This is a genomic window from Streptomyces sp. NPDC034111 (assembly GCF_055575375.1).
On sequence record NZ_JBVIST010000002.1, the window covers coordinates 594,810 to 619,226 of the forward strand.

The 24,417-nt window shown below is 71.9% G+C and carries 24 protein-coding genes; 9 read left to right on the forward strand and 15 right to left on the reverse strand.

What is annotated here, in order from left to right:
• The first annotated feature begins 17 nt into the window (after window positions 1-17).
• The gene (locus ACZ55A_RS08380; protein ID WP_468836086.1) at window positions 18-962 is read left to right on the forward strand and encodes a YihY/virulence factor BrkB family protein; all 945 of its coding nucleotides are present in this window, start codon (window positions 18-20) and stop codon (window positions 960-962) included.
• A gap of 13 nt (window positions 963-975) precedes the next feature.
• Here the strand turns inward: ACZ55A_RS08380 and ACZ55A_RS08385 are convergent, their stop codons facing one another.
• Window positions 976-1,287 (reverse strand): 4a-hydroxytetrahydrobiopterin dehydratase, encoded by a 312-nt coding sequence (locus ACZ55A_RS08385; RefSeq protein ID WP_468836088.1) that lies wholly within the window; start codon window positions 1,285-1,287, stop codon window positions 976-978.
• A 166-nt stretch (window positions 1,288-1,453) separates the two neighbouring features.
• Between ACZ55A_RS08385 and ACZ55A_RS08390 the strand changes: the two genes are divergently transcribed.
• Window positions 1,454-2,269, forward strand: a complete 816-nt coding sequence (locus tag ACZ55A_RS08390) for a helix-turn-helix domain-containing protein (RefSeq protein WP_468836090.1) — start codon at window positions 1,454-1,456, stop codon at window positions 2,267-2,269.
• Window positions 2,270-2,295: 26 nt separating this feature from the next.
• On the opposite strand, the gene ACZ55A_RS08395 is transcribed toward ACZ55A_RS08390, so the two are convergent.
• From ACZ55A_RS08395 to ACZ55A_RS08405, 3 genes are all read right to left on the reverse strand, one after another.
• Window positions 2,296-2,676, reverse strand: a complete 381-nt coding sequence (locus ACZ55A_RS08395) for a nuclear transport factor 2 family protein (protein WP_468836092.1) — start codon at window positions 2,674-2,676, stop codon at window positions 2,296-2,298.
• A gap of 256 nt (window positions 2,677-2,932) precedes the next feature.
• Window positions 2,933-3,901: a hypothetical protein gene (locus ACZ55A_RS08400; RefSeq protein ID WP_468836095.1), complete on the reverse strand. Its 969-nt coding sequence runs from the start codon at window positions 3,899-3,901 to the stop codon at window positions 2,933-2,935.
• Window positions 3,902-4,698: 797 nt separating this feature from the next.
• Window positions 4,699-4,965 carry a hypothetical protein gene (locus ACZ55A_RS08405; RefSeq protein ID WP_468836098.1) on the reverse strand — a complete coding sequence of 89 codons (267 nt, stop codon included), beginning with the start codon at window positions 4,963-4,965 and terminating at the stop codon, window positions 4,699-4,701.
• Between the two features lie 3 nt (window positions 4,966-4,968).
• Between ACZ55A_RS08405 and ACZ55A_RS08410 the strand changes: the two genes are divergently transcribed.
• Window positions 4,969-5,319: a hypothetical protein gene (locus ACZ55A_RS08410; RefSeq protein WP_468836100.1), complete on the forward strand. Its 351-nt coding sequence runs from the start codon at window positions 4,969-4,971 to the stop codon at window positions 5,317-5,319.
• Here the strand turns inward: ACZ55A_RS08410 and ACZ55A_RS08415 are convergent.
• Together ACZ55A_RS08415 and ACZ55A_RS08420 are read right to left on the reverse strand one after the other, a co-directional pair.
• Window positions 5,300-6,691: an amino acid permease gene (locus tag ACZ55A_RS08415; protein ID WP_468836103.1), complete on the reverse strand. Its 1,392-nt coding sequence runs from the start codon at window positions 6,689-6,691 to the stop codon at window positions 5,300-5,302. The two genes, ACZ55A_RS08410 and ACZ55A_RS08415, sit on opposite strands and share 20 nt — an antisense overlap.
• Window positions 6,692-6,775: 84 nt before the next feature.
• Window positions 6,776-8,938: a phage holin family protein gene (locus ACZ55A_RS08420; protein ID WP_468836624.1), complete on the reverse strand. Its 2,163-nt coding sequence runs from the start codon at window positions 8,936-8,938 to the stop codon at window positions 6,776-6,778.
• Between the two features lie 153 nt (window positions 8,939-9,091).
• Here ACZ55A_RS08420 and ACZ55A_RS08425 point away from each other — a divergent pair, with 153 nt between their 5' ends.
• Both ACZ55A_RS08425 and ACZ55A_RS08430 read left to right on the forward strand, forming a co-directional pair.
• Window positions 9,092-9,868, forward strand: a complete 777-nt coding sequence (locus tag ACZ55A_RS08425; protein ID WP_468836626.1) for an MBL fold metallo-hydrolase — start codon at window positions 9,092-9,094, stop codon at window positions 9,866-9,868.
• A gap of 80 nt (window positions 9,869-9,948) precedes the next feature.
• Entirely contained in the window at window positions 9,949-10,563 is a 615-nt protein-coding gene (locus ACZ55A_RS08430; protein WP_468836628.1) for a DedA family protein, read from the forward strand.
• Window positions 10,564-10,618: 55 nt separating this feature from the next.
• Here ACZ55A_RS08430 and ACZ55A_RS08435 read toward each other — a convergent pair whose 3' ends face one another.
• The 7 genes from ACZ55A_RS08435 to ACZ55A_RS08465 form a co-directional block, all read right to left on the reverse strand.
• Window positions 10,619-11,224: a hypothetical protein gene (locus tag ACZ55A_RS08435; RefSeq protein ID WP_468836105.1), complete on the reverse strand. Its 606-nt coding sequence runs from the start codon at window positions 11,222-11,224 to the stop codon at window positions 10,619-10,621.
• Window positions 11,225-11,349: 125 nt separating this feature from the next.
• Window positions 11,350-11,721, reverse strand: a complete 372-nt coding sequence (locus ACZ55A_RS08440) for a hypothetical protein (protein ID WP_468836108.1) — start codon at window positions 11,719-11,721, stop codon at window positions 11,350-11,352.
• Between the two features lie 25 nt (window positions 11,722-11,746).
• Entirely contained in the window at window positions 11,747-13,123 is a 1,377-nt protein-coding gene (locus tag ACZ55A_RS08445) for a zinc ribbon domain-containing protein (RefSeq protein ID WP_468836111.1), read from the reverse strand.
• A 411-nt stretch (window positions 13,124-13,534) separates the two neighbouring features.
• Window positions 13,535-14,092 (reverse strand): GNAT family N-acetyltransferase, encoded by a 558-nt coding sequence (locus ACZ55A_RS08450; protein WP_468836630.1) that lies wholly within the window; start codon window positions 14,090-14,092, stop codon window positions 13,535-13,537.
• Window positions 14,093-14,193: 101 nt separating this feature from the next.
• Entirely contained in the window at window positions 14,194-15,285 is a 1,092-nt protein-coding gene (locus ACZ55A_RS08455) for an MBL fold metallo-hydrolase (RefSeq protein ID WP_468836113.1), read from the reverse strand.
• Between the two features lie 79 nt (window positions 15,286-15,364).
• Window positions 15,365-16,567: an aminotransferase class I/II-fold pyridoxal phosphate-dependent enzyme gene (locus ACZ55A_RS08460; protein ID WP_468836116.1), complete on the reverse strand. Its 1,203-nt coding sequence runs from the start codon at window positions 16,565-16,567 to the stop codon at window positions 15,365-15,367.
• Window positions 16,568-16,682: 115 nt separating this feature from the next.
• The gene (locus ACZ55A_RS08465; RefSeq protein WP_468836119.1) at window positions 16,683-17,129 is read right to left on the reverse strand and encodes a GNAT family N-acetyltransferase; all 447 of its coding nucleotides are present in this window, start codon (window positions 17,127-17,129) and stop codon (window positions 16,683-16,685) included.
• Window positions 17,130-17,176: 47 nt separating this feature from the next.
• On the opposite strand from ACZ55A_RS08465, the gene ACZ55A_RS08470 reads away from it, so the two are divergent.
• The 4 genes from ACZ55A_RS08470 to ACZ55A_RS08485 all read left to right on the forward strand — a co-directional run bounded on the left by ACZ55A_RS08470 (window position 17,177) and on the right by ACZ55A_RS08485 (window position 21,226).
• On the forward strand, window positions 17,177-18,658 hold the full coding sequence (locus tag ACZ55A_RS08470) for a phosphatase PAP2 family protein (RefSeq protein WP_468836122.1): 1,482 nt from the start codon (window positions 17,177-17,179) through the stop codon (window positions 18,656-18,658).
• A 111-nt stretch (window positions 18,659-18,769) separates the two neighbouring features.
• On the forward strand, window positions 18,770-19,585 hold the full coding sequence (locus ACZ55A_RS08475) for a class I SAM-dependent methyltransferase (RefSeq protein WP_468836125.1): 816 nt from the start codon (window positions 18,770-18,772) through the stop codon (window positions 19,583-19,585).
• 66 nt (window positions 19,586-19,651) lie between these two features.
• A complete protein-coding gene (locus ACZ55A_RS08480; protein ID WP_468836127.1) occupies window positions 19,652-20,830 on the forward strand; it encodes a CapA family protein in 1,179 nt (392 codons plus the stop codon).
• Window positions 20,831-20,866: 36 nt separating this feature from the next.
• A complete protein-coding gene (locus ACZ55A_RS08485; protein WP_468836129.1) occupies window positions 20,867-21,226 on the forward strand; it encodes a VOC family protein in 360 nt (119 codons plus the stop codon).
• Between the two features lie 44 nt (window positions 21,227-21,270).
• Here the strand turns inward: ACZ55A_RS08485 and ACZ55A_RS08490 are convergent, their stop codons facing one another.
• Together ACZ55A_RS08490 and ACZ55A_RS08495 are read right to left on the reverse strand one after the other, a co-directional pair.
• Complete coding sequence (locus ACZ55A_RS08490; protein ID WP_468836131.1) at window positions 21,271-22,194, reverse strand: NADP-dependent oxidoreductase; 924 nt, start codon at window positions 22,192-22,194, stop codon at window positions 21,271-21,273.
• 51 nt (window positions 22,195-22,245) lie between these two features.
• Window positions 22,246-24,345 carry a DUF5107 domain-containing protein gene (locus ACZ55A_RS08495; protein WP_468836134.1) on the reverse strand — a complete coding sequence of 700 codons (2,100 nt, stop codon included), beginning with the start codon at window positions 24,343-24,345 and terminating at the stop codon, window positions 22,246-22,248.
• Between the last annotated feature and the right edge of the window lie 72 nt (window positions 24,346-24,417).

The following is a 24,417-nucleotide window of genomic DNA, read 5'->3' on the forward strand; positions in this document are numbered from 1 at the left end:
GAGAGGACGGATACGACATGGGCGACAGCGGTATGCGCCGTGGGCTGGACCGGACGCTGCTGGACCGTGCGCTCGGTGCGGCCGGGCCGCGGCGGCCGCCCGGCCGGCCGACCTGGGCCCAGTGCCGCACCGCGCTGCGCCGTACCCCGCTCTCCGTGTGGCACGACGATGTGACGGACTGGGCCGCGAGCCTGACGTACTACTCGGTGCTGGCGCTGCTGCCGTCGCTGATCGTCACGGTGTCGCTGATCGGTCTCGCCGACCCGGCGGCCACCGAGCAACTGATCAACCAGATCAGTGCGATCGCGCCGGCGGAGTCGGGCCCGACCGTCCACCGGGCGCTGGTCACCATGGCGCATCAGCGCACCGCCGCCTGGGTGGTGGTGGGCGGCGCCCTGGTCAGCGCGCTGTGGTCGTCGTGCAGCTATCTGGCGGTGTTCCGCCGGGCCCTGCACTCCATGCACCGTACGAAGGACGACCGCCCGCCGTGGCGGAAGGCGCCCCGGATCCTGGTGACGGCGCTGCTGCTGATGGCGCTGCTGATCAGCAGCGCGGTGGCCCTGCTGGTGAGCGGGCCGATCGCGGCCTGGGCAGGCCGGGCGGTCGGGCTGGGAGAGGCCGGCGAGGCGACCTGGAACCTGATGAAGTGGCCGCTGCTGGTGCTCCTGGCCACGGTACTGGCGATGGTGTTGTTCCGCTCCGGACCGCCCAGCTCCCGCGGGCTGCGACGGGCGGGCCCCGGCGGAGTGGTCGCGGTGTTCCTGTGGCTGGTCTCCTCCGCGGCCTTCGCCCTCTACGCCTCGTACGTCGGCACCTTCAACCGGCTCTACGGCTCACTCGCCGGGCCCGTGGTGTTCCTGATCTGGCTCTGGTTCTCGCATCTGTCGCTGCTGTCCGGCGCCCAGTTCAATGTCGAGCTGGCGCGCGCGGGGCGGGTGGTGAAGCCGCGCTCGGGCGACTGACGCCCGCCGACGGTCAGCCGGCGCCGTGGGCCGGCGCGATCTCCTCGATACGACGGGCGAGACCGAAGTCGAGGTGGGTGATCCGGCCGCCGATGCTGTGGGTGTTCACCGCGACGCCGAGTCGGTTGTAGCCCAGCGTCAGATCGGCGTGGTGGTTCAGATCCTCCTGGATCTGGGCGATGTGAAGGGCCATCACGGCCGCGGGCAGATGCCCGTGAAAGGTGTAACTGCGGCGGAGCTGCCCGCCCTCCACCGACCAGCCGGGCAGCTCCGCAAGCCGCTCCTCGATCTCCGTATCGCCGAGCGCTTCCAACCGAGCGTTCATGTCCCTCACCTCTCGCCGTCCGCCGTGCGCTTCCGTCGGCTCCCGCCGGCCTCCGCTGTCCACTCACCCCACCAATAACACCGATACCACCGACAACACCGGCAACCCCACCACGCCCCGCTATCTCGATCGTATGCCGCACCCCGTATCGGCTACCGTCCCACCCATGACGACTGCTGCCACGCCCTCACCGGAGACGACCACGGGCGTGGGCGCGCTGTTGCGTGAGTGGCGCGACCGACGCCGGATCAGCCAGCTGGAACTGGCGCTGCGGGCCGACTCCTCCGCCCGGCACATCAGCTTCATCGAGACCGGCCGCTCCCGCCCGAGCCAGGAGATGGTGCTCCGCCTCGCCGAACACCTCGACGTCCCCGTACGTGAGCGCAACGCCCTGCTGATCGCGGCCGGCTACGCCCCCACGTTCCCCGAGACGCCCCTGGACGACCCCGCCATGGACGCCCTGCGCTCCGGCATGGAAAGGCTGCTGACCGGCTATGAGCCGTTCCCCGCGCTGGTGGTGGACGGCGTGTACAACGTGCAGGCGGCGAACCGCGGTATCACCATGCTGCTGGCGGGCGTCGCCCCGTCCCTCCTCCGCCCGCCGCTGAACGCCATGCGGATCACCATGCACCCTGAGGGCCTGGCGCCCCGCATCCGCAACTACCTCGAATGGCGCGCCCACCTCCTGGCCCAGATGGACCGCCAGCTGGCACTCATGCGCTCCGCACCCCTGCGCGCCCTCTACGACGAGGTGAGCGGCTACCCCCTCCCCCCGGGCGGGCACGAGCGGGCCGCCGGCTCCGACCACGCCCCGTTCGCCCTGCCCATGATCATCGAGCATGACAACACGGTGCTCTCCTTCATCTCCACCATCGCCACGTTCAACACCCCGATGGACGTGACCGTCTCCGAACTGGCCCTGGAGACCTTCCTCCCCGCCGACCCGGAAACGGCCACCTTCCTCCAACAAGTGGCTCTCTAACGGGACTTCGACGCCCGGAGAGCGCGCTACTCCGCAGCCGGAACCCGGTCCAGGAACCCGGCCACGGACCGGATCCGCCCGTCCTCCCCCAGCCGCACCACATCGAACCCGGCCACCGGCGCCGCCCCGTCGGCCACGCTGACCAGCTCCCACCCGAACCGCGCAATGTCGTGGTGCCCGTCCACGCCCCCCAACGGCCGGAACACAAACCCCGGGAACTGCGCATGCGCCCCGGCAATCACGGCCGCCAGCCCCTCATGCCCCGCGACATCCGCCAACGGGTCGGTATACGTCGCCCCCTCGTCGAACGCCGCAGCCACCGCCTTCCCGATCTCCTCCTCCCCCGTCGCATTCCACGCCTCGAAGTACCGCGCCACCGCCGCCACATACCGCTCGTCCTGCGTCATGCCCACTCCTCCTCATATCCGCCCAACGGACACCGACTTCTCCCGAAAAGCCGGCCCACGGACCGGAGTGCGCCGGCCCGTGAACCGCTGCCCTCAGCCTGCCGGGGAACGGGGTGGGGGGCGATTACGCGGGAGGTAATGGCGAGGGGTGGAGCGCAGGTCTTCGGTGCAGGTCACGGGAGACCTGCACCGAAGTCACTGGCTCGTCTCCCGACCTGGCAGGCCACCGGCCAACCCGCTCCACCCACCACATCGGCTACCGTCCAGAAAGCCTCATTTTGGCCACATGGTAGGCCCATGCATGCGTGGACACCTTCTTTTCGACAGCGAAATGTCGCCCAGTCGCCCTGTCCAGCACGCGATGGTATTCCTCCATAAACACCCAAGAGACTGCGGCGAAATCCTCATCCGACCACCCGTACAGGTGCCGCAGCTCGAACTGCACGGCAGTCAGAAATTCCATCTCGCCGCGGTCAACTGGCTCCGTCCTGCCGCCACTAGCCTTTACCCAGAGCTTCACTTCTTCGGGGGCACGCGACCATTTGCTGCCCGAATCCCGCATCTCTGCATAATCAATCCACGCCCAGAACGCCTCGGCATCCGCTATATCTGGCGCCTGCTTATGGTGGTCTACACAGAGCAGGGCGAAGTTTCGGACATCCATCGATCCCCCCAGTGAGGCTGGGACAACGTGCGCTCGCTCGACTGGCGAACCCCAGCAGATCAGGCACTCTTCAGCAATCCCTAGGTAGTCCATGATGGCTTTCTTCGATGGGTACGTCTTTCTGCCGCCCGCCTCCGTCTCTCGCGTACGCAAGGGGAGAGAATCAATGTCGTACCAAAAGTCCTTCCCCTCACCTTCCGGATACCCAATGCGCATTTCGTCAGGTACTCTATTGTCCTGCCGGTGAGGATTTTTCGCGGTGTACATTGGAGTATGTAACTCCACCAGATAGGGGAGTGCCACCTCGGGAAGGAAATGCCTGATCATCTCCCATGAGTCGCGATCGTACCCATTCTCGCTATTTCGATGCCCTTGCACATCGAAATAGAGGATGCGAGGGGCGTTCGGCGAGGTTTCCTGGGCTTTATGGATAACCTCAAAAATTCTGGGTGCGCAGCGCTCAAAGTTTTCATATACCGCCATATCGTGGTAGAGGGCCACAGGCTTGGTTCGGGGCAACTGCTTCCGCTGAGGCTTCCTTCGGTTCTTCTTCTTGGGCAACGCCGCACTCCCGTCTGACAGAGCTGGACTGGGACAGGGTGGCACCAGCCACTGACACTCACTCAAATCCGCAGGTGAGGGGCGACCGGGAGTTCGGCAACCATTTTCGGGCGGGACGAGGAGACTGGCTGAGGGCTGTCCCGTAAATGATCTCCAGCAGCCGTGCGGACAGCTCGTCCACCCGCCGCGGCTTCATCTCCTTCGGTCGAAGCAACTGCCCGGCGGTTCAGTCAACTTGAGACTCACAGCACCGAACCGTCGCACGCAGACCGAATCGCCTGCAGTCACGGTGCCGGGGCCTCGACGGCATCGTCGCCCGGTACTCAACAGTCCGCACACCGGCCGAGCTGCTGCCAACGGTGTGCGCCGAGTGCCACCGGGTCATGGCTCCGGGTGCTCGCTTGCTCCTCGCTTTCAAGGTCGGTGAAGAGTATTGCGTTGACACCTGGACCAGTCATACAGCCACGAACTCTCGCTTGATGCCTACTGGATGCAAGCCTTCTTCCTGGCACACGAGCCCACGAAGTCGCGACAAGAAACCAAGGTTGAGTAACACAGCGGACTCCCGGTGTGGGGTGGAGGCAGCCCCACCTCTTGGGGCCGGTGGGCCCCCGGGTGGTGCGGGGGTGGGTCGGCTGTTGGGGGGTGGGGGTGGTCGGGAGACTCGGGTTTATGAGGACGGGTGTGGCGGGTGCTGGTCCGGACGGTGGGCCGGGCGACGCGTCGACGACGGCGTCAGTGACGCCGTCGGTAGCGGCGTCGGTGGCGGGGTTGGTACGGCCGCGGTGGCCTGGTTTCTACGGCGTGCGGCTGTTGTTGGTGGGGGCGGCGTTCGTCGTGGGGTGGGTGGTGTTCTTCGCGCTCGGGGACAGCTGGTGGCAGCCGGTGGTGGCCGGGGGCTGGGCGCTGGTGTCCGGGCAGTTGGCGCTGGTCGTCCGGGAGGGGGCGCGGTGGCGGGCGTTGCGCGGGCGGCGGCCGTACGGGTTCGGCGGGCGGCTCGTGGTCAACCTCGGCGTGGGGATGTCGTACGGCTGGTGGGTGGGCCCGGTCGCGGATACGGACACCCGGTGTCAGGTGAACGTCCGTGGGGCGCGGTGGCGCCGTCCGCTGCCGCTGGTGGTGTGCTGGAGGGGTGCGAGCTGCGGATGGCGGGGGTGAGGGCGCTGCGTTCTCCCACGCTGAAGGCCTGGGGGACGGAGGCGGTGCTGCTGCTGGCGCACCTCACGCTCTACCTCTGTGCGTTGTTCCTGGTGCTGTCGCCGGGGAAGGCGTTGGCGTTTCTGGTGGTGCACCAGGGTGGTTTGGGGGTGTATGTGGCGTTGGTGAGGTGCAGGGGCGGGAAGCGGCGTGTGCCCCTGCACCGGGGCGCATCGGCCGGTGAGTCGGTGCGGGAGTGGGTCAGGGGACCGGTTCGGTAGCCGGTTCGGGAGCCGGTTCGTCGTGGGGGCTGGGGGTGGCCGGGGTTTCCGGGGAGGTCTGCTGGGCCTCGCGGCGGGCGGCCATCCAGGCGTAGACGAGGATGCCGGCGAACAGGAACAGCACGCCTTGGTAGATCGCGGCGTAGCCGGCGCCGGCGACGAGCCAGAAGGTGAAGCCGAAGGCGGCCAGGGCGAGGGTCAGATCGCGGGCGAAGCGGGCCGGGCGGACCTTGTCGCGGCGGCCGGTGAGCAGGAAGTAGATCTGGGCGCCGGCGGCGAGGAGGTAGGGCACGGTGGCGGAGAAGGTGGTGATCAGGACGAGAATCTCGAAGACGCCGCCGCTGCCGATGAAGTAGTTGATGACGGTCAGGGCACTGGCGAGGACGCCGGCGGCCAGCACGCCGAAGGTGGGGACCCCGCGGCGCTTGGTCAGGAACCGCGCCGGGAACAGACCGTCCTTGGCGGCGGCGTACGGGGACTGGGCGCTCATCAGGGTCCAGCCGTTGAGGGCGCCGATGATCGAGACCACCGCCGCGCCGGCGATCAGCGTGCCGCCCCAGTGGCCGCCGAACATCGCGTTCACCGCGTCCGAGAACGGGGCCTCGGACTTGACCAGCTTGTCGTGCGCAACGGTGCCGAAGACGGCGAGGGTGCCCAGGAGGTAGACGAACGCGGCGCCGAGGGTGCCCAGGACGGTGGCCCGGCCGACGTTCCGCTCCGGGTCGCGGACCTCGCCCGCGCTCATCGCGGCGGACTCCACCCCGACGTAGGAGTAGAGGAGGATCGCGGCGGCGGCCGACATGCCGCCCAGTGCGCTGCCGTGCCCGGCGTTGAACGAGCCGAGGTTGGCGGGGTCGAAGAAGAAGAGGCCGACCACCGCGATGAAGAGGAGCGGGACGAACTTCAGGACGGTGGAGACCAGTTGGACGGCGCCCACGTAGCGGGTGCCGGCGAGGTTGGCGAGGGCCGGGAGCCAGAGGGCGCCGAGCGCGACCGCGAGATCGGTACCGCGGGAGGCGTGGCCGGGGACGAGGACATGCACATAGCCGACCGCGGCGACCGCGAGCGCGGCGTTGCTGACCCAGGTCATGGTCCAGTACGACCAGGCGGAGAGGAAGCCGGCGAAGTCGCCGAACGCCTCGCGGGCGTAGACGTAGGGGCCGCCGGTGTCCGGGTGGCGTTCGGCGAGCCGGCCGAAGACCAGCGCGAGGGCGATGGCACCGATGGTCAGTACGCCGAGGGCGACCAGGCTGACGGTGCCGAAGGGGGCCACCGAAGCCGGCAGCAGAAAGATGCCGCCACCGATGATGTTGCCCATCACTAGGCAGGTGGCGGTTCCCAGTCCGAAGCGGCGGGTGTGCCGGTCGTTCATGGCGTGGTGGGCCTCTCGTCGCGCGCTCTACACCCGGGATTACCGAGCCTGCTCATGTTCGATGATCGGCGGCCCGCGCCAAAATCAGCGGCAATTGTGCGGTGGGGTGCGGTGTGGCGGAGGAAAACCTTCGGGGGCGGGTGCGCTGCGCCGTACGTCGTCCGTACCGGGTCCGACGGGGAGTTGGGGGCCGTCGGCCTCGCGCAGCCAGCGCCGCAGCACCCGGTGCACCGCTTCGGCGCCGGTCAGCGGCTCGCCGTCCGGGGCCGGCGGGGTCAGCTCGACGGGCCAGAGGAGGAAGGGGCGGCTCTGGGCGCCGCCCATGCCGCCGTGTGAGCCGATCTGCTCCTCGAAGGCGTGCACCGTGCCGGTCGCCGGGTCGAACGCCGAGTTGATCATGAGGTCGGCGGTGTGCGGGAAGCGGTCGGTACGGCGTACGGCCGCGGCCGCGTCCGGGCCGAAGGGCGCCAGCGGGTCGCTGCCGATGACGCGGCCGGTGCCGAGGTGGTGCTCGGCACCGGCAGGGCCGAGGACGACCGGGCCGTGCACGGCGGAGCGGACCAGCAGAAAGCCGATGCCGGGGTGGTTGGCGAGGGTGCCGAGCAGGGCGGGGTACCGCCGGTCCAGCTCCTCCCGGGTGATCCGTCCCGGCACCTCGGGGAAGGACACCAGGCCGAGATTTCCGGAGGCCAGCACAAGGGGGCCCGGGCGGGGCGGCCCCGGCCCGTCCCGCCCCTCCGGCACCTCCCGCCCCTCCTCCCGCTCCGGGCCCTCCGGCTCCTCCGGGCGGTGCAGGGCGGCCCGCGCGGCCTGCCGGGCCTCCGCACCGCTCGGGGTCCGTCCGGCGCGGCGCGGCACCGGGAGCCCGCACCCGGCGCGTACGAGATCACCCAGGCTCAGCCCGTAGCGCTCCAGGAACGTCGGGCCGTGGCTCTGGCCATGGTCGGAGAGCACCACGATGCGGTACGGGCGCGGGGCGTGCCGGGCGGCCCTGGCGATCAGCGCAACGGCCCGGTCGAGGCTGCGCAGGACCTGGTGGGTGTCGCGGTGCGCGGGCCCGGAGTGGTGGGCCACCTCGTCGTAGCCGACGAGGTCGGCGTAGACGGCGGTGCGGCCGGCGAGCATGTCGCCGATGACGGCGGCGACCACCACATCGCGTTCGACGACGGTGGCGAAGGCCCTGATGACGGGGTAGAGGCCGGCGCGCCTGATCCGTGGCAGCTCGTGGCGGAAGCGGGCACGCAGCGACTGGACGATCTCGCGGACGACCTCGGCGACGAAGGAGACCGCGGTGCGGGTGGCGTTGGCCGGGTCGGAGAAGTACGCGAAGTAGCCGGCCCGGGAGCGGTTGAACCGGCCGCGCCGGGCGGCCACCGACATCACCAGGGCGACCTGGTCGGCGCCGCCGCTGAAGAGATTGCCGCGGCTGGCTCCGTCGTGGGCGAGCAGCCCGCCGTTGCCGGTGCGCTCGACGGCCCGGCGCTGGAGTTCGGCGGCGCTGCTGGGCCGGTTGCTGACGAGCAGGGTGCCGGTGTCCTTCTCGTACCAGCGGAAGGCGGGCAGGTCCTCGTTGCTGCCGTGCAGGAGGGCGAGCTGGCTGGCGCCGGTCTGGCTGGACCAGTCGGTGTGCCAGGGGGTGAGGCGGTGGCTGGTGCGGGTCCAGCGGGCGACGGTGGGCATCAGCGGCCGTGCGCCGCGGGTGGCCTCGCGCAGCAGATCGTGGCCCAGGCCGTCGAGCTGGAGGAAGACCGTACCCGGGCCGGCCGGAGCGGGCAGGGCGCGGGCCCGGCGGCCGCGGCGGCGCCCGGCGAGCCGCACCAGCCGGCGGTGGTAGGCCTCGTCATTGCGTACGGCCAGGAAGCCGGAGGTGGCGGAGGAGGCCGCGGACATCGCGGCCGCGACGATCACCGCGGTCTCCGGCGCGGCCTGGCCGCGCCCCTCCGGGATCAGATCGAGGGCGAGCAGCAGCAGTGAGCCGTTGAGGAAGAAGACCAGCAGACCGAGTACCAGCGCGGGCACCAGCAGCAGTGCCCTGACCAGCACCGGCCACACCAGGGCGCTGAGCAGGCCGAAGGCGCCGGCGCCCAGGGCGGCGGTGAAGGCGGTGCGGGTGAGGCTGTCACCGCCGGCGTCCTGGAGCCGGAAGTCGGGCAGCAGGGCGGCCAGCGCGAGCAGGGTGAGGGTGGACACCAGCCAGACCGCCAGCACCCGGAACAGGGCGCCGCTCAGCGATTTCCACCGCGGCATCCGCACGCCGTCCCACCTCACGCTCCGGACCGCGCCCCAGCCGCGCGGGCCTGCCACCAAGCCTGTCACAAGCGCCTGGTGGACGACGTGCGCCCGGTACGGGCGGGCCGCACCCAGGAGCCGTACACGGGCCCGATGGTGGAAGATCGGAGGATGGAGGTCACCTGGTGGGGGCATGCCACCGTGACGGTCGAGGACTCCGGGGTCCGGGTGCTGACCGACCCGCTGTTCGTGCGCCGGCTGGCCCATCTGCGGCGCCGGCGGGGTGCGCTGCCGCCACCGGAGGCCGCGCGCGCCGATCTCGTCCTGGTCTCGCATCTGCACGCCGACCATCTGCACCCCGCGTCGCTGGCCCGGCTCGCGCCGGGGACCCGGCTGGTGGTGCCGCGCGGGGCACCGGCCGCGGTCCCGGCGCTGCGCAGGGTGGCCGCGGAGCGGGGGCTGCGGGTCACCGAGCTGCGGGCGGGCGAGGAGTGCCGGGCCGGTGCGGTGACGGTACGTGCGGTGCGGGCGGCGCACGACGGGCGCCGCCTGCCGTACGGACCGCGTCGGGTGCCCGCGCTCGGCTATGTGGTGCACGGCGCGGTGCGCACGTACTTCGCGGGTGACACCAGTCTGTTCGAGGAGCTGGCGGAGGAGGTCGGGCCGTGCGAGGTGGCGCTGCTGCCGGTGGGCGGCTGGGGTCCGTTCCTCGGGCCCGGCCATCTGGACGCGCGGCGGGCGGCCCAGGCGGCGGCGCGACTGGCACCGTCCAGTGTGGTCCCGGTGCATTACGGCACGTACTGGCCGATCGGTATGGATGCCGTACGCCCGCATGAGTTCCATGCGCCGGGCCAGGAGTTCGCGCGCCAAGTCGCCCTGATGGCACCGGAGGTGATGGTGCATCAGCTGGCGCACGGAGAGTCGGTGCGGCCGGAGACCGGGCGGTGAGCGCGATGCCGGGGACGGCTGTGGCGGCCGCGACGACCGGCGTGGGCGCGCTGCCGTTCGCCGGTGCCCTGAGTGACCTGATGCGCGGTGTGCCGCCGGAGTCGACACAGCAGGCGGTGGGCTATCCCACGCTGTTCCTGCTGGTGGTGCTGGGGTCGCTGGTGCCGGTGGTACCGACCGGGGCGCTGGTCAGTTCGGCGGCGGTGGTCGCGTTCCATCACACCGCGCCGTTCTCGCTGCTGCTCGTCTTCGTGGTGGCGTCGTGCGCCGCGTTCCTGGGCGATGTGGGGCTGTACTGGCTGGGACGGCGCGGCACCCACTCCCGTAACGGTTCCCGCCGGCTGTCCCGGCTGCGCGCCCGCGCCGCGCCGGAGCGGCTGGCGCTGGCCCAGCACAAGCTGCGCGAGCACGGGGTCCTGGTCCTGGTGCTGTCGCGGCTGGTGCCGGCCGGGCGGATCCCGGTCATGGTGGCGTGTCTGCTCTCGGCGATGCCGCTGCGGCGGTTCGTGCGGGGCGATCTGCCGGCGTGTCTCGCCTGGGCGGCGATGTATCAGCTGATCGGGCTGCTGAGCGGTTCGCTGTTCAGCAAGCCGTGGCAGGGGGTGGCGATGGCGGTCGGGCTGGCGCTGCTGATCAGCGCTGCACCGGCCGTCCGGCGCCGCCTCCGCCCGGCCGGACGCGCGGACGACACCTAGAGGTAGTGACCCGGAACCTGGCGTCTGCCGAGGGGAAAGCACGGCCCGCGGACGGTCATCCCTCTGTGATGTCGGCGCTGACGATCACACCGTCGGACACCGTGTACGTCCCCCGGTACACCTTCACCGAGCCATCGCTCTGGGTCGCGTGGAGGACGGCGCTGACCTCCCCGGGGCTCTCGTTGTTCACCGCGTTGAGCGAGATGCTCACCGTCGTGTCGAAGCCCGCCACCCACGCCGAGTAGGAGGTGCCGCCGATGTTCTTGCCACCGAGCTCCCAGGCCGCCGTGAAGTCCCGGTTGCTGATGTCCTGATAGAACTCCCGCACGATCGCGCTCGCGTCGTCGGCGGGCGGCGTGGTCTCCGGCGGGGAGGGGGAAGAGAAGTCGGTCGGCGGTGCGGAGTAGATATCGGTCGGCGGTGCGGACGAGGTGTACGAGCCCAGGGACGGGTCGGCCGACCGAACGACCTCGACCGCCTGCTCCGAAGACCCGGATGACGAGTTGAGCAGCACATACGCGGTCACACCGCCCACCGCGACCAGAGCCGCCACCAGCCACAGCAACCACTGCGGGAGGATGGTGGACCCCACGCGGACATAGCCGTACCCGGTGGCCCCGGCGGGCTGACCGGTGCCATCCACACCGCCCTCGTGCGGCATTCCGCACCTCGGGCAGCGGGCCGCGCCGGCATCATCGAAGCGCGCACCGCAGTGAATGCAGGATGGCATGGTCATCTCCCCCGACGTTCCTTGTGCCCTCATCCGGGCCCTCGCGTGAGGGCCGGCTACAGGCCGCGGATGGCCTCTTCGATCGACACCGCCAGGGAAGCCAGCGCGGTGAACCCCGGCACCGCGCCCACGAGCGCCCTGGCGAACAACTTCAGCTTGCCCTTGCGCGGCGTCTCCGCGGCGAGCTCCTCGCGCGCATCCTCCGCGGCCTCGATCAGATCGGCGCGGTCGGGGTGATCGGACCGGCCGAGCTCCTCGATCAGCCGGGCGAGCAGATCCCCGATCTCCTGGGGCGACCGTTGCCGCCCGCCGTCGGACCGGGTCAGCCCGCTGTCCCGTACCTCGGCCTTCGCGTTCCGGCCGCTGGCGACCGCGTTGCCCACGACGTTCGAGCCGCCCGTCGCGATGATCCCGTCGTTACTCCGCATTCCGGTTCCTCATCCCTCTCGGTTCTCAGTCCACGTTCAGCAGCGGGATCTTGTTGAGCATGCTCACCGAGATCCGGGCCTTCTCGCCGGAGGCGACGGAGCTGGCTTCGACCTTCGCTCCGTGGGCCGCGATGATGCCGTTGTTGATGATCATTTCCTGACGCTGGATCAGTTCGCCCACGTCGATGTCGCGCGCCTCGGCGAATTCGACGAGGGCGTCCAGGGCCCGCTTCTCGACCGTCTTCAGGACCATCCCGCTGTCGGCCTTCTGGAAGTAGCGCTGATGCTGTGTGGCCGCGGCCTGGCGGCGTACGCTCTGCCGCGCCCCGTAGTCGAACCTGCGCAGCCTGCTGATCAACTTGTGCTGACGGCGCAGGCGCCAGGACATCCCATAGTCCGGGGCGAACCCCGCGACCGCGCGCACCGGCGAGGCCAGCAGGACGAACACGGTGCTGATCAGCGTCTCCGAACAGAGCTTGACGAGCTCGCGCACGGACGGGCGGGGCATGAGGGTGTCGATGACCCGGTAGCGGTCGAGCAGGGGAAACAGCACCGTCTGGACGGCCTCCACCGAAAGGTTGGAGTCCGACCGGACGAAGCGCAGGAACAACGAGGTGACCAACTCACCGCGCCAGCCGGTGGAGTGCACGGCCAGGTAGGGGCGGGCCCCCTCCTCGGGCTTCCGTTTCAGCGCATCCAGCTGTGCCAACGGAATCCGGGCGACGGGCCGGCCCAGTGGATCGGGCAGGAAGCGCGTGTCGTCCAGGAGGGCCGAGCCGTCGACGAAGAGTCGTTCCTCGATTTCCAGACAGGGCAGGATCAGGGTGCCCAGGCGCCCGGCGATATGGGTGTACAGATCCGTGACGTCGAAGTCCTGCGGCGTGACGCCCGGTCGGCTCGATGTGGTGACGTCGAACGTCAGGGACCAGGAGTCGAGTTCGGACCCGTAGCCGATGAACGGTGAGTAGCCGCTGTACGCGGTGGTGTTTCCGTCGGCGTACGCGCCGATCTGGCGCAGACGCGCCGCGATGTCGCTGTTGAGCGGCGGAGGAGCGGCCGCGGGGTCGAACCGGTCCGGGCGGAGGCTTTGCAGATGGCGGCCGTACTTGGTGGAGAGCTCGAAGGAGAGCACCGTCACCCAGGAGAGGAGCAGCACCAGCAGGGTGACCTCGTAGCTGCCGACCCAGAAATTGAAGACGAAGAGCAGCAGGAGCAGGACGGTGAGCACGAGGTCGCGGCCGTGGCGGCGGGCGTTGGCCAGGTAGGCGTGCCGGAGCAGCACAGGGACGTCGCACGCCGGGGCCGGCGCCACGCCCAGATGGGGTTCGGCGGCGACCTGTTTGATGAGCGACTTGGCGTACTCGCGGTCCAGGTATGCGGCCGCGCACAGATACCTGGTCACATCCCGGCCGTTACCCCACCGCGGCACGGCGGTGCGGGGGTCGGCGGCACTTCCGGTGCGGGGCACCGTGGACGCCGTCGGCACGGCCGCCGAAGGACCTGGTGAAGCACTCAAGGGCAGCGGAACCGTCGCGGCCGGCTCGCCGGCGTCCACGGCCGCACCGCAGGTGCCGCAGAACGCGGCCCCGGCAACCCTGCCCCCGCCGCATCCTGGGCATGCAGTCGAATGCGTCATCGCTCCCCCGCGCATGAGACGACCCCACGTCCACCAAGTGCACCACAAGGGCACCATGCAGAAACGTTTAAGTGACTCTTCGCGGCGGGGACTGTTACAGATCAGGAAGCGCAACTCGTGGTCGGACCCCCGTCAGGGCCCCAGGGGCTCGTCCTGGCGGCGCCAACGGCGGGTCCGTCAAAGCGAGTTGTGGCCTGCCGGCTCCTCCGGTGTGAGGGGGCACCAGTAGCGCACCTCGGGGACGTTGCTGCCGCCCACCTCGTAGGTCTCCTCCGCCCCGTCCGGCACAAAGCCGGCCCGCTCGTAGAAGCGCCGGGCGCGGGAGTTGCCGAGGACGACCCACAGGTACAGCGCACGGAAGCCCTTCGTCCGCGCGCGGTCGGTACTCGCGGCCATCAGGGCGCGTCCGACGCCGGTGCCGATCAGTGCGGGTGTCACATACAGGGCGAGCAGCTCACCCCTGGTCGGGCGGGGTGCGGGCAACTGCTCGGCGCCCGGGGCGAGATCGGGGTCCCGGGCCGGCCCGACACAGGCCCAGCCGACCACCTCACCGGCCACCTCCGCCACGAGGTCGACCACCTCGGGCGACCGGCGCCCGAACCATGAGCGGCGCCGCTCGGCGTCCGCCGCCACGCTCATCCCGTCCAGGTACGCCTGCGGCATCAGCCCGCGATAGGCCGCCTGCCAGCCGCGGACCCGGACCGCCGAGACCGCCTCGATATCGGCCGCGGCCATCTCCCGTATGTGTATGTGCTGCTGTGGGGGTTCCTCCGTAGACCGGTCCATGCCGGAAAGGCTAGGGGGTGTCTCCCCGGTCTCCGGTGGACCGTGGTCGGTCAGCGCTCGGCCAGTACCCGGGACGCGCCGACGGGCAGATCCCACAGGTCCTCGCGGGGACGGCCGGTGGTGGCCCAGGCGGCGCGGACCCGGCGCAGCGGCTCCAGCGGGGGCTCGCCGGAGAGCAGGAAGGTCGACCAGTGCATCGGCACCAGGGCCCGGGCGCCGAGGTCCAGGCAGGCCCGTACCGCCTCCTCGGGGTCGGTGTGCACCGGCCGCAGCATCCAGCGCGGGTCGTACGCCCCGATGGGCAGCAGCGCCAGATCGATGCCGGGGTAGCGGCGGCCGATCTCCTCGAACCAGTGGCCGTAGCCGGTGTCCCCCGCGAAGTGGATCCGCCGTCCGTCAGGCGCGGTGAGCAGCCAGCCGCCCCACAGGGAACGGCAGGTGTCGGTCAGCGTCCGCTTGCTCCAGTGGTGGGCGGGGACGAAGTCGAGGCGTACGGGGCCGCCGGGGCCGGGCAGTTCCACCGCCTCCCACCAGTCCAGTTCGGTGACGTGGGTGAAGCCGCGCCGGCGGGCCCAGCCCGCGAGTCCGGCGGGCAGCAGCAGCGGAGTGTGCCGCGGCAGCCGCTTGAGGGTGGCCGCGTCGAGGTGGTCGTAGTGGTTGTGACTGATCACGACGGCGTCGACGGGCGGCAGGTCCTCCCAGCGGACGCCCACGGGCGTGACCCTGGCGGGCGTGCCGAAGATCTTGCGGGACCAGACCGGGTCGGTCAGTACGGTCAGACCGCCGATCCGGATGACCCAGCTGGCGTGTCCTGCCCAGGTGAGGGCGAGGGTGGTGGCGGTGGCGGCGGGCATCGGGCCCGGTTCGAAGGGCAGTTGCTGGATCTCCAGGAGCGTTTCGGGGGCCGGACGCAGCTTGCCGTCCCGGGCGATCCGGGCGAGCGCGCGGACACCGGGCAGAGGGGCGGTCAGCCGATCGGTGAAGTCCCGGGGCCAGCTGCGGATTTCGCCCAGCGGACGGGGTTCGCCGAGCGGAGGCGGGGTGGCGTGGGGCAGGACCGGCGCACGGCCGGTCTCGGGGTGGGGAAGCCGCTCGGCGTCGGCGGGCTGCCCGGTGAGGGAGCGCTCGGTCTGTTCGGTCATCGAGGGGCTCCATTCGGTGGACTGAACCGGGACGGTTCGGGGCGGGTCGGGGCGGCGGCCGGCGACCGGGGCCGGCGGATCAGCCGTCCGCGGATACCGTGAGGGCGGCCAGGGCGCGCGAGAGGGCGGTCAACGCCTCGGTGATGTGCGGGAGTTCCAGCGGATCGGGCGCATCCAGGACGCGTTGCCGCAGCTCCCGGTCCGCGCCGAGCAGCGCCTCGGCTCCGAGCCGTACCCGCAGGGCGCCCGGGTCGTCGCCGAAGCGGTACCCGCCGTGCGCCGCCCAGGGCGCCAACTTCCTTTCCAGCGCGGTGGATTCGACGACACCGTGGGCGGCCAGGGGGCGGCGCAGCGGTTCGAGGTCGGCGTAGATGTGACTGCCGGAGTGCGGCGGGCGGCAGAGGGCGCCGGCCTCGCTGACGATGTGGTGGAGCGCCGCGGTGAGGGTGCCGTGGACCCGGGCGACGGCGGCCGTACGCTCACGTACCGCGTCGGGCTCACCGAGCGCATGGGTCGCGGCACAGGCGATCGGTCCGGGGAGCGGGGCGCCGAGCGCGGTGAGCGCGTCCAGCGCGGCGGCCCGCAGGACAGCGCCCCGGTCGGTGGCCGGGAAGCGGGCCAGCGCGACGGGCCAGGAGGCGGGCACGAGCGTGGCCCGCAGGTCGGTGAGCACCACGACCTCGTCGGGCAGCATCTCGGCGGGGCTGAGGACGACGGTGTCGTGCGGATCGTGCAGCAGATCGCGGCGGGTCTCGTCGCTGAGGATCCACATCCCCTCCCCGGCCGCCGCCTCGCAGACTTCGTGCAGCTGTTCGGGGGCCGGGCAGGTGCCGGTCGGGTCGTCGGCGACGGACAGCACCAGCACGCGCGGGCTGTCGCCGTGCATCCGGGCCCGGCGGACAGTCTCCAGCAGCGCGAACGGATCGGGCATACCGCCCGATTCCGCCGGGACGGGCGCGAGGTGCACCGGCCGCCCGAGCAACCGGGCGGGGGGTGCGTACGACGCGGAGCAGGGCCGCGGCAGTACCACCGCGCCGTCGGCCGCGGCGAACAGCGCGAGCAGCAGGGTGCTCACGCCGGGCGCGGCGAGGACATGGCCGGGGGCGGTGTCCAGTCCGCGGCGTTCCCAGTAGCCGCAGGCGGCGGTGCGCAGCGGCGCGGCGCCGCCCGGCGGGTCGGCCTCGGTGCGGCCGGCGGCCGCGGAGAGGTGCGCGGCGAGGTCCGGGAGGACCGGCAGGCCCACCGGCGGATCCGGCTGCGGATCCGGGGCGGTCCGCTGCATCCGTACCTCCACTCCACGACGGCGGGTCGATCGTGGGCCCATCAGATGATGGGCGGCCCCGGCCAGCTTTGCAGATCGCGGGGGTGGCGCCCGGGGGCGACACGTCAGCAGCGGCCTAATGGACCGGGCCCGCCACCGCTTCGTAGTGATGCACCGTCACCATGCCGCCCGCCCCCCAGTCCTGCCGCTCCGTCGCGCGACGGATCCAGCCCAGCCGGTCGTAGAGGGCGACGGCCTCGGTGTTGGCCGCGTGCACCTCCAGTACGGGGCGCAGCCCGCGGGCCACGGCCTCGTCCTCGGCGGTGCGGAGCAGGCGGACGCCGAGACCTGTGCCGCGCGCGGCGGGTGCGACGTAGAGCCGGCTGATCTCGGCTCCGCGCAGCGCCGCATGGCCGACGACCCGGCCGTCCTCCTCGGCTACCCAGGCGGCGGTCAGTCCGTCGGGGGTCAGCCAGCGCGGCGGGTCGTCCGGCCAGTGGTGTGGATAGCCGCTGTGGGTGTGCACCTGGGCCAGTACGGCCACACAGGCGTCGAGGTCGGTGTCCTGCCGTCTCCTGATCATCAGGGAAGGGAAGCACGGTTCCGGCTGCTTCGGGGTACAGGAGCCGCATGCGATCGCTACTGAGCAACCTCGACCGACGCGCCTTCGCCCTGATCGCCACCCGCCGGTGGCCGGGCGCGCACAAGGTGCTGCCCCGGCTGACCCGGAGCGCCGATCACGGGCTGCTGTGGTTCGGCATTGCGGGGGGTGCGGCCGCGCTCGGTGGGCGGCCCATGCGCCGGGCCGCACTGCGCGGGGTGGCCTCGCTGGCCGTGGCGTCGGCGACGGTGAACACGCTGGGCAAGCGCTCGGTGCGCCGCACCCGTCCGCTGCTGGACGCGGTGCCGGTGGTGCGGCAGCTGAGCCGCCAGCCGTTCACCTCGTCCTTCCCGTCGGGGCACACCGCCTCGGCGGTGGCTTTCACGACCGGGGTCGCCTTCGAGAACAAGTGGTGGGGGCTGGCGCTGGCGCCGGTCGCAGCGTCGGTGGCGTTCTCCCGCGTCTATACGGGGGTGCACTATCCGGGTGATGTGCTGGCGGGTGCCGTGCTGGGGGCGGGGGCGGCGTTCGCGGTGCGGGGGATCGCGCCGACCCGTGCCCAGATGGCGCCGCCGGCCCGGCCGCGGGCGGAGGCGCCCGCGCTGCCCGGTGGCCGGGGGCTGGTCGTGGTGGCCAACCAGGGCTCGGGGATGCGGACCGGCGTCCGTCCGGACCGGGCCGAGGAGGTGCGGGGGGTGCTGCCGCAGGCCGAGGTGCGGGAGTGCGGCGGGCCGGAGGGGCCGCCGCTGGAGAAGGTGCTCGAGGAGGCGGCGGAGCGGGCCCGGGAGCTGGGCGGTGCGCTGGGGGTGCTCGGCGGGGACGGTTCGGTCAATGCCGCGGCGGCGGCCGCGGTGCGGTACGGGCTGCCGCTTGCGGTGCTGCCGGGCGGGAGCCTGAACCATTTCGCGTACGACCTGGGGATCGAGACCGTCGGGGCGGCGGCCCGGGCCGTGGAGACCGGGGAGGCGGTGGCGGTGGACCTGGCCCGCTTCCGGACCGGGCCGGCTCCGCAGGGGCAGTACTTCCTCAACACCTTCTCGGTCGGGGTGTATCCGGAGCTGGTGCGGATCCGGGAGCGCTGGGCGGGCCGGATCGGCGCCTGGCCGGCCGGGGTGCTGGCGGCGTGGGAGGTGCTGCGCACCGCCGAGCCGCTGACCGTACGGATCAATGACCGGCGGCGGGCGGTATGGCTGCTGTTCGTCGGCAACTGCCAGTACCGGGGGCTGGGGTTCGCGCCGGTGCGCCGGCACGACCTGGCGGACGGGGTGCTCGATGTGCGGGTGGTGCACGGCGGCCGGCTGGCCCGTACCCGGCTGCTGGCCGCGGCGCTGATGGGCATCCCGCACAGCACGCCGGTGCTCGGCGAGGCGCGGCTGCGGCGGCTGCGGCTCGGCGATCTGCCCGATGGTGCGTCGGTGGCGTTCGACGGTGAAGTCGCCAGCGTCAAAGGGGAGTTGACGTTGGAGAAGAAGCTGGAGGGGCTGACCGTCTACCGCCTGCTGCCCGAGTGAGCCGCCCCCGGCCGATCAATGACTTGCCGCATAGTGAGATGCCACTCTCATGATGCGAGATACAGGCGTACGGTGGGAGCTCCAGGCCGAAGCATGCGAAGGAGTTCGACCATGCCGCAGGAGTCCGCCGTCTACACCCACGGCCACCACGAGTCCGTACTCCGCTCCCACACCTGGCGCACCGCCGCCAACTCGGCCGGATACCTGCTGGATTCCCTCGAGCCGGACATGCGGATCCTGGACATCGGCTGCGGCCCCGGCACCATCACCGCCGATCTGGCCGCACTGGTCCCGGACGGGCAGGTCACCGGCCTGGAGCACGCGCCGGGGGTGCTGGAGCAGGCGCGCGCCACCGCGGCCGGGCGGGGGCTCGGCAATGTCCGCTTCACGGTCGGAGATGTCCACGCACTGGACTTCCCCGATGACACCTTCTGCGTGGTGCACGCCCATCAGGTACTCCAGCACGTGGGCGATCCCGTCCAGGCGCTGCGCGAGATGCGCCGGGTCACCCGGCCCGGCGGGATCGTCGCCGTCCGCGATGCGGACTACTCGGCGATGACCTGGTATCCGGAGGTGGCGGGGATGGACGACTGGCTGCGGCTGTATCTGCGGGTGGCCCGGGCCAACGGGGGCGAGCCGGACGCCGGGCGCCGGCTGCACGCCTGGGCCCGTCAGGCCGGTTTCGCCCCGGAGGCCCTCACCACCACCGCGGGCACCTGGTGCTACCGGACCCCGGACGAGCGGTCCTGGTGGAGCGAGCTGTGGGCGGACCGTACGGTCGGCTCCTCGTACGCGCGGATCGCGGTGGAGGGCGGGCACGCCACACCGGACGAGCTGGACCGGATCGCGCGGGCCTGGCGCGCCTGGGGCGCCGAGGAGGACGGCTGGTTCGCCGTCCTGCACGGCGAGATCCTCTGCCGCGTATGACCCCAACGGCGCAGCCCCGCCCCTCCCCCGGCTGATAAGTCCTATTGATCCCGGTATGGATGGGGCGTGAGCCGATACCGAATAGCCACCGCCGCGGCACTGACCGCGCTCCTCGCGGCGGGCTGCGGCGCCCAGCGCGCCGCGGCCCCCGAGCGCCCCTCACCGCCCGCCCGGCCGGGCGCCTCCCAGGCCTCCGCGGCGGCCGGCTTCACCCTGCTGGCCAGCGGCGACGTACTGCCGCACAACGAGATCATCAAGCAGTCCGCCAGCGATGCGCACGGCCGTGGCCATGACTTCCGTGCCATGTTCGCCGGGGTGAAACCGGTGGTCTCCGGCGCCGATCTGGCGATCTGCCACATGGAGACGATCTACGGCAGGGACGGCGGCCCGTTCACCGGCTACCCCTCCTTCAAGTCCCCGCCGCAGGTCGCCGCCGCCCTCAAGGACACCGGATACGACTCCTGCTCCACCGCCTCCAACCACACCCTCGACGACGGTGCGGACGGGGTGCGCCGCACCCTCGGCGCGATGGACGCGGTCGGTCTGCGACACAGCGGCTCGGCCCGCTCCGCCACCGAAGCGGCCCGGACCACTCTGCTCAGGGCCGGCGGCGCGCGGGTCGCCCAGCTCTCCTACACCTACGGCACCAATGGCATCCCGCTGCCCGGCAATGCGCCCTGGACGGTCAATCTGATCAACCAGAAGAAGATCATTGCCGATGCCCGGGCGGCCCGTGAGGCGGGCGCCGACGTGGTCGTCGTCAGCATCCACTGGGGCACCGAGTGGCAGCAGCCGGTCGACGAGCAACAGCGCACACTGGCCCGGGCGCTGACCGCGGCGCGCACCGCGGGCCGGCCGGACATCGATCTGATCCTGGGCACCCATGCGCATGTCCCGCAGGCGTACGAGAAGGTCAACGGCACCTGGGTCGTCTACGGCATGGGCGACCAGCTGGCGGGCCATATGTTCAACCACAGCGACCAGCCGGACGGCCGGGGCAATCTGAGTTCGATGGCCCGCTTCACCTTTGCCGGGCCGGCCGGGCCGGGGCAGCGCTGGACGGTACGCAGAGCGGAGTTCATCCCCCAACTCACCGACGTCAACAACGGGTTCCGGGTCGTGAACCTCAATGCGGCGCTCGCCGGGCAGCCCGGGCGCAGCGACTACCGCAAGGCCCGCGACGCCATCCGGGACGTCGTGCTGTCACGGGGCGCGGCGAAGTACGGTCTGATCATGGCCAAGTGATCGCGTACCGGCGGCACCCCAACTAGGGTTGCCCGCATGGACATTCTCGGGACCTCCTTGCGGGTGTGCGTCGGTGATCTCAATACCGCGATCGGCGTCTACGAACGGCTGACCGGCGCCGAGGCGATCCGCTTCCAGCGCGGCGGGGTGGCGGTTGCGGCGGTCGGGTGCTTCTTCCTGATGAGCGGCCCCGAGGCGGAGTTGTCGGTGCTGCGGAAGATCACCGCCACCCTCGCGGTGACGGACGTCGACGAGGCGGTGGCCGATCTGAAGGCCGTCGGCGCGGACATCATCGCCGGTCCGCTGCCGACGCCCATCGGCCGCAACCTCGTGGCCCGGCACCCGGACGGCTCGGTCTTCGAGTACGTCGACCGGAAGCAGGGCACGGAGGCCTGAGCGGACTCCGTGCCCCGCTCGCCGGGGAGCGGAACGTCCCGCGGTCAGGACACCTCCAGGACGATCTTGCCGCGGGTCCGCCCCTCCTGGCTCTGCCGGAACGCCTCGGCGGCCTCGGACAGCGGGAAGACCGCATCGACCGGCACGGTCAGCTTCCCGGCGTCCGCGAGCGCACCGAGCGCGGTCAGGTCCGCGGTGTCCGGGCGTACCCACACCATGTGGCCGCCCTTCGCCGTGACCTCGCCGTCGGCGATGGACGCCACCCGGCCGCGGTCCTTGAGCAGCTGCTGCGAGACATCGACCACGCCACCGCCGACGAAGTCCAGGGCCGCATCGATGCCGTCGGGTGCTAGTGCCCGCACCCGGTCGGCGAGGCCGTCGCCATAGGTGACCGGCTCGGCGCCCAGCGACCGCAGGAAGTCGTGGTTGCGCTCGCTGGCCGTGCCGATGACGCGGGCGCCCTGGGCCACCAGGATCTGGACGGCGAACGAGCCGACCCCGCCGGCCGCGGCGTGCACCAGGACCGTCTCGCCCGCCCGCGCGCCGACCCGCTTGATCGACTGATAGGCCGTCAGCCCGGCCAGCGGCAGTCCGGCGGCCTGCTGCCAGCTGAGCGCGGCGGGCTTGCGCGCCAGGGTCCTGACGGGCGCGGCAACCAGCTCGGCGAAGGTGCCGTGCTGGACGGCGTCCTTGCGCACATAGCCGATGACCTCGTCACCGACCGCGTACTCGGTGGCGTCGGCGCCGACCGCCTCGACCACGCCCGCCACGTCCCAGCCCGGGACGAGCGGGAAGTACACATCCATCATGGGGTCCAGATAGCCCGCGAGGACCTTCCAGTCGACGGGGTTGACCCCGGCCGCCTTCACCCGGACCAGGACCGAGTCCGGGCCGACCTTCGGGTCGGGCAGGTCGGTGTAGGCGAGGACCTCGGGGCCGCCGTATTGCTGCGCGCTGATTGCCTTCATGATGCGCCACAACGCGTCCAGCTCCGGGATCATTCCACGGGCCGGGTACGTTCACCGGACCGGCGTAACGGCCTCGCCCGCCGGCGGACCGTCCGCCGGCCGCATCCGGTACTCGTAGCGCTCCGGGAGCGGATGCCGGGTCCGGGCCCTGCCGCGTACCTCCTCGGTGACCGGCCCGCCGCCCGCGGTGAGCTGCTCGGCGATGGCGTACCAGGTGTCGCTGAGCGTTTCGTCGCCCTCCCGCAGATCGGCGATCTCGAAACCGGCGTCGAAGATCTCACGGGCGGCGTCCGGCCAGCCCTGGGCGAGCAGCAGCTGTGCGGTCAGCAGCCGGAAGCGTCCGTCGGCCAGGTCTGCCGGTGGCAGCCCGGCCAGCAGCTCCGCGGCCTCGTCGGTCCGGCCGACGGCGAGCAGTGCGGGAACGGCCTCCCGGGCGAGCGCGGTGCGCACCGCGCGCCAGGCGCCGCCGTCCGGGCCGTCCGCCGAGGCCGGTCGGGCGGCCACGGCACAGGCCTGCGCATACCGTTCGGCGGCGCGGCCGGGCTCGCCCGCCGCGGTCTCGGCGACGGCCAGGCAGTACAGCGGCAGGGCACCGGCGCCCTCGCGGAGTGCGCGCTCCCAGCTGCGGACGGCCTGGGCGCGGTCGCCGGCCTGCCACTGGGCGAGGCCGAGGTGGTAGTCGGTGGCCGGGCCCGACGGCGCGGACTCCAGCAGCTCGCGCCAGGCCGGTGCGGTCAACACCGAGGAGGACAGGGCCCCTTGGTCGGGCAGTTCCCCGGTCCGCAGCAGCGTCAGCCAGGGCTCCTGATCGGGCCCGAGGGTGGCCGGGTCGAACGGCGTACCCGGCAGGTCCAGGTCCGCCCGGGCGACCTCCAGCGCGCCCCAGCCCGAGCCGGTGGCCAGCGGTTCCTTCGGTTCCCGGTCGGCGTACGGCAGCCAGGCGGCGTAGGCGGCCTCGACATCGGCCCGCGGCAGGGCCGCCTCCAGGCGGTCCGCGACCTCACCGCGGGCCGCCGCCCAGTCCGCGCCGTGCACGGTCGCCGGGTCGGTCGCGAGCGGGCCGTACGCCTCCAGCCAGCTGAACGCGCCGCCGCCGTCCAGCGGCAGATGCTCCAGCTGCGTACGGGCCAGCCCGGCCTGGATCTCGGCATAGCCACCGGTGCCCGGCTCGGTGAGCCACTGCTGCCAGCGCCGCCCGGCCCGCCCCGCGCCCCACAGGAACAGCTTGCGGCCGCGCAGCGCATCGGTGGAGGTCTGCACCAGTCCGCGGCCATCCGCGTCGAGCGAGGTGATCCAGCGGCGGGCGCCGTCCGGCACGTCGTAGAAGTAGTCGGCAGGGAACTCGCTGCGCAGCGGGTAGGTCCGGTCGGCACCGTCGGAGTCCGGGACCGGAACCCGCCGCAGGGTCCGCTCGTAGCCGAAGTGCCAGGCCGCGTCGGCGGGCGCCAGGACGCGGCTGCCCTCCGCCTCGGGTACCGCGATGTTGGACCACCAGTAGACGGGGACGCTGTGGTGGTGGGGATTACGGATGCGTACGCCCACATAGAGGAAGTCGGAGCCGTCCGGCAGCCACAGGTCCACCTGGAAGGGCAGATCGCGCAGCCGCTCCCACTCCCACAGCCGCAGCATCTCCCCTCCCCCACTGCCTTGACGGCGTGGGAGGTGCCCCCAGTCCGGGGCCGGGACGCGGGCGGCGTGCAGCGGGGCGCAGGAGAGGGTGGTGTGGCCGGTGGCGCCGATGTTCCACTCGATGCCGCCGGAGAACCAGGCGCCGTTGAGGGCGAAGGCGGCGGGCTGCACCACCGGGTTGCGGTAGAGCAGTTCGCGGCCGGTGGGCTTGTGGTGCAGGGAGTGGACGCGGCCGCCGAGGCCGGGCAGGACGGTGGCGCGCAGCCGGTCGTTCTCGATGACCAGCGCCTCTAGATCGGTGGCGCGGCGGGCCCGGCCGTAGCCGTCGCGCATCCGGGTCGGCAGGATCGAGCGCAGCGGCCGGTGGCCGATCTGCCGGGCCATATCGGCCGGCAGGGCGGTGTCCTGGGGCACTTCGACGCGGTGCAGGTCGTGGCCGCCGCGGAGGGCGGGGAGCGGGTTGTCCGGACCGAGGGGGGCGGCGGGAAGGGTCAGGGTGGTGCGTCGCACGCTCGTGGCCACGGCTGCCTCGCAATGCTGGACCGGGCCACCTCGGCTGCGGCGGCCTCCTGTTGACCATGGAACCGCGTGCTC

Bases quoted from the DNA above. Each gene is read 5' to 3' on its own strand.
- ACZ55A_RS08470 (WP_468836122.1), top strand. From the start codon at position 17,177: ATGCGATCGCTACTGAGCAACCTCGACCGACGCGCCTTCGCCCTGATC.
- ACZ55A_RS08385 (WP_468836088.1), bottom strand. From the start codon at position 1,287: ATGAACGCTCGGTTGGAAGCGCTCGGCGATACGGAGATCGAGGAGCGG.
- ACZ55A_RS08465 (WP_468836119.1), bottom strand. From the start codon at position 17,129: ATGATCAGGAGACGGCAGGACACCGACCTCGACGCCTGTGTGGCCGTA.
- ACZ55A_RS08380 (WP_468836086.1), top strand. From the start codon at position 18: ATGGGCGACAGCGGTATGCGCCGTGGGCTGGACCGGACGCTGCTGGAC.
- ACZ55A_RS08490 (WP_468836131.1), bottom strand. From the start codon at position 22,194: ATGAAGGCAATCAGCGCGCAGCAATACGGCGGCCCCGAGGTCCTCGCC.
- ACZ55A_RS08415 (WP_468836103.1), bottom strand. From the start codon at position 6,691: ATGAACGACCGGCACACCCGCCGCTTCGGACTGGGAACCGCCACCTGC.
- ACZ55A_RS08420 (WP_468836624.1), bottom strand. From the start codon at position 8,938: ATGCCGCGGTGGAAATCGCTGAGCGGCGCCCTGTTCCGGGTGCTGGCG.
- ACZ55A_RS08395 (WP_468836092.1), bottom strand. From the start codon at position 2,676: ATGACGCAGGACGAGCGGTATGTGGCGGCGGTGGCGCGGTACTTCGAG.
- ACZ55A_RS08425 (WP_468836626.1), top strand. From the start codon at position 9,092: ATGGAGGTCACCTGGTGGGGGCATGCCACCGTGACGGTCGAGGACTCC.
- ACZ55A_RS08460 (WP_468836116.1), bottom strand. From the start codon at position 16,567: ATGCAGCGGACCGCCCCGGATCCGCAGCCGGATCCGCCGGTGGGCCTG.
- ACZ55A_RS08485 (WP_468836129.1), top strand. From the start codon at position 20,867: ATGGACATTCTCGGGACCTCCTTGCGGGTGTGCGTCGGTGATCTCAAT.
- ACZ55A_RS08440 (WP_468836108.1), bottom strand. From the start codon at position 11,721: ATGCGGAGTAACGACGGGATCATCGCGACGGGCGGCTCGAACGTCGTG.
- ACZ55A_RS08455 (WP_468836113.1), bottom strand. From the start codon at position 15,285: ATGACCGAACAGACCGAGCGCTCCCTCACCGGGCAGCCCGCCGACGCC.
- ACZ55A_RS08390 (WP_468836090.1), top strand. From the start codon at position 1,454: ATGACGACTGCTGCCACGCCCTCACCGGAGACGACCACGGGCGTGGGC.
- ACZ55A_RS08475 (WP_468836125.1), top strand. From the start codon at position 18,770: ATGCCGCAGGAGTCCGCCGTCTACACCCACGGCCACCACGAGTCCGTA.
- ACZ55A_RS08430 (WP_468836628.1), top strand. From the start codon at position 9,949: ATGCGCGGTGTGCCGCCGGAGTCGACACAGCAGGCGGTGGGCTATCCC.
- ACZ55A_RS08435 (WP_468836105.1), bottom strand. From the start codon at position 11,224: ATGCCGCACGAGGGCGGTGTGGATGGCACCGGTCAGCCCGCCGGGGCC.
- ACZ55A_RS08450 (WP_468836630.1), bottom strand. From the start codon at position 14,092: ATGGCCGCGGCCGATATCGAGGCGGTCTCGGCGGTCCGGGTCCGCGGC.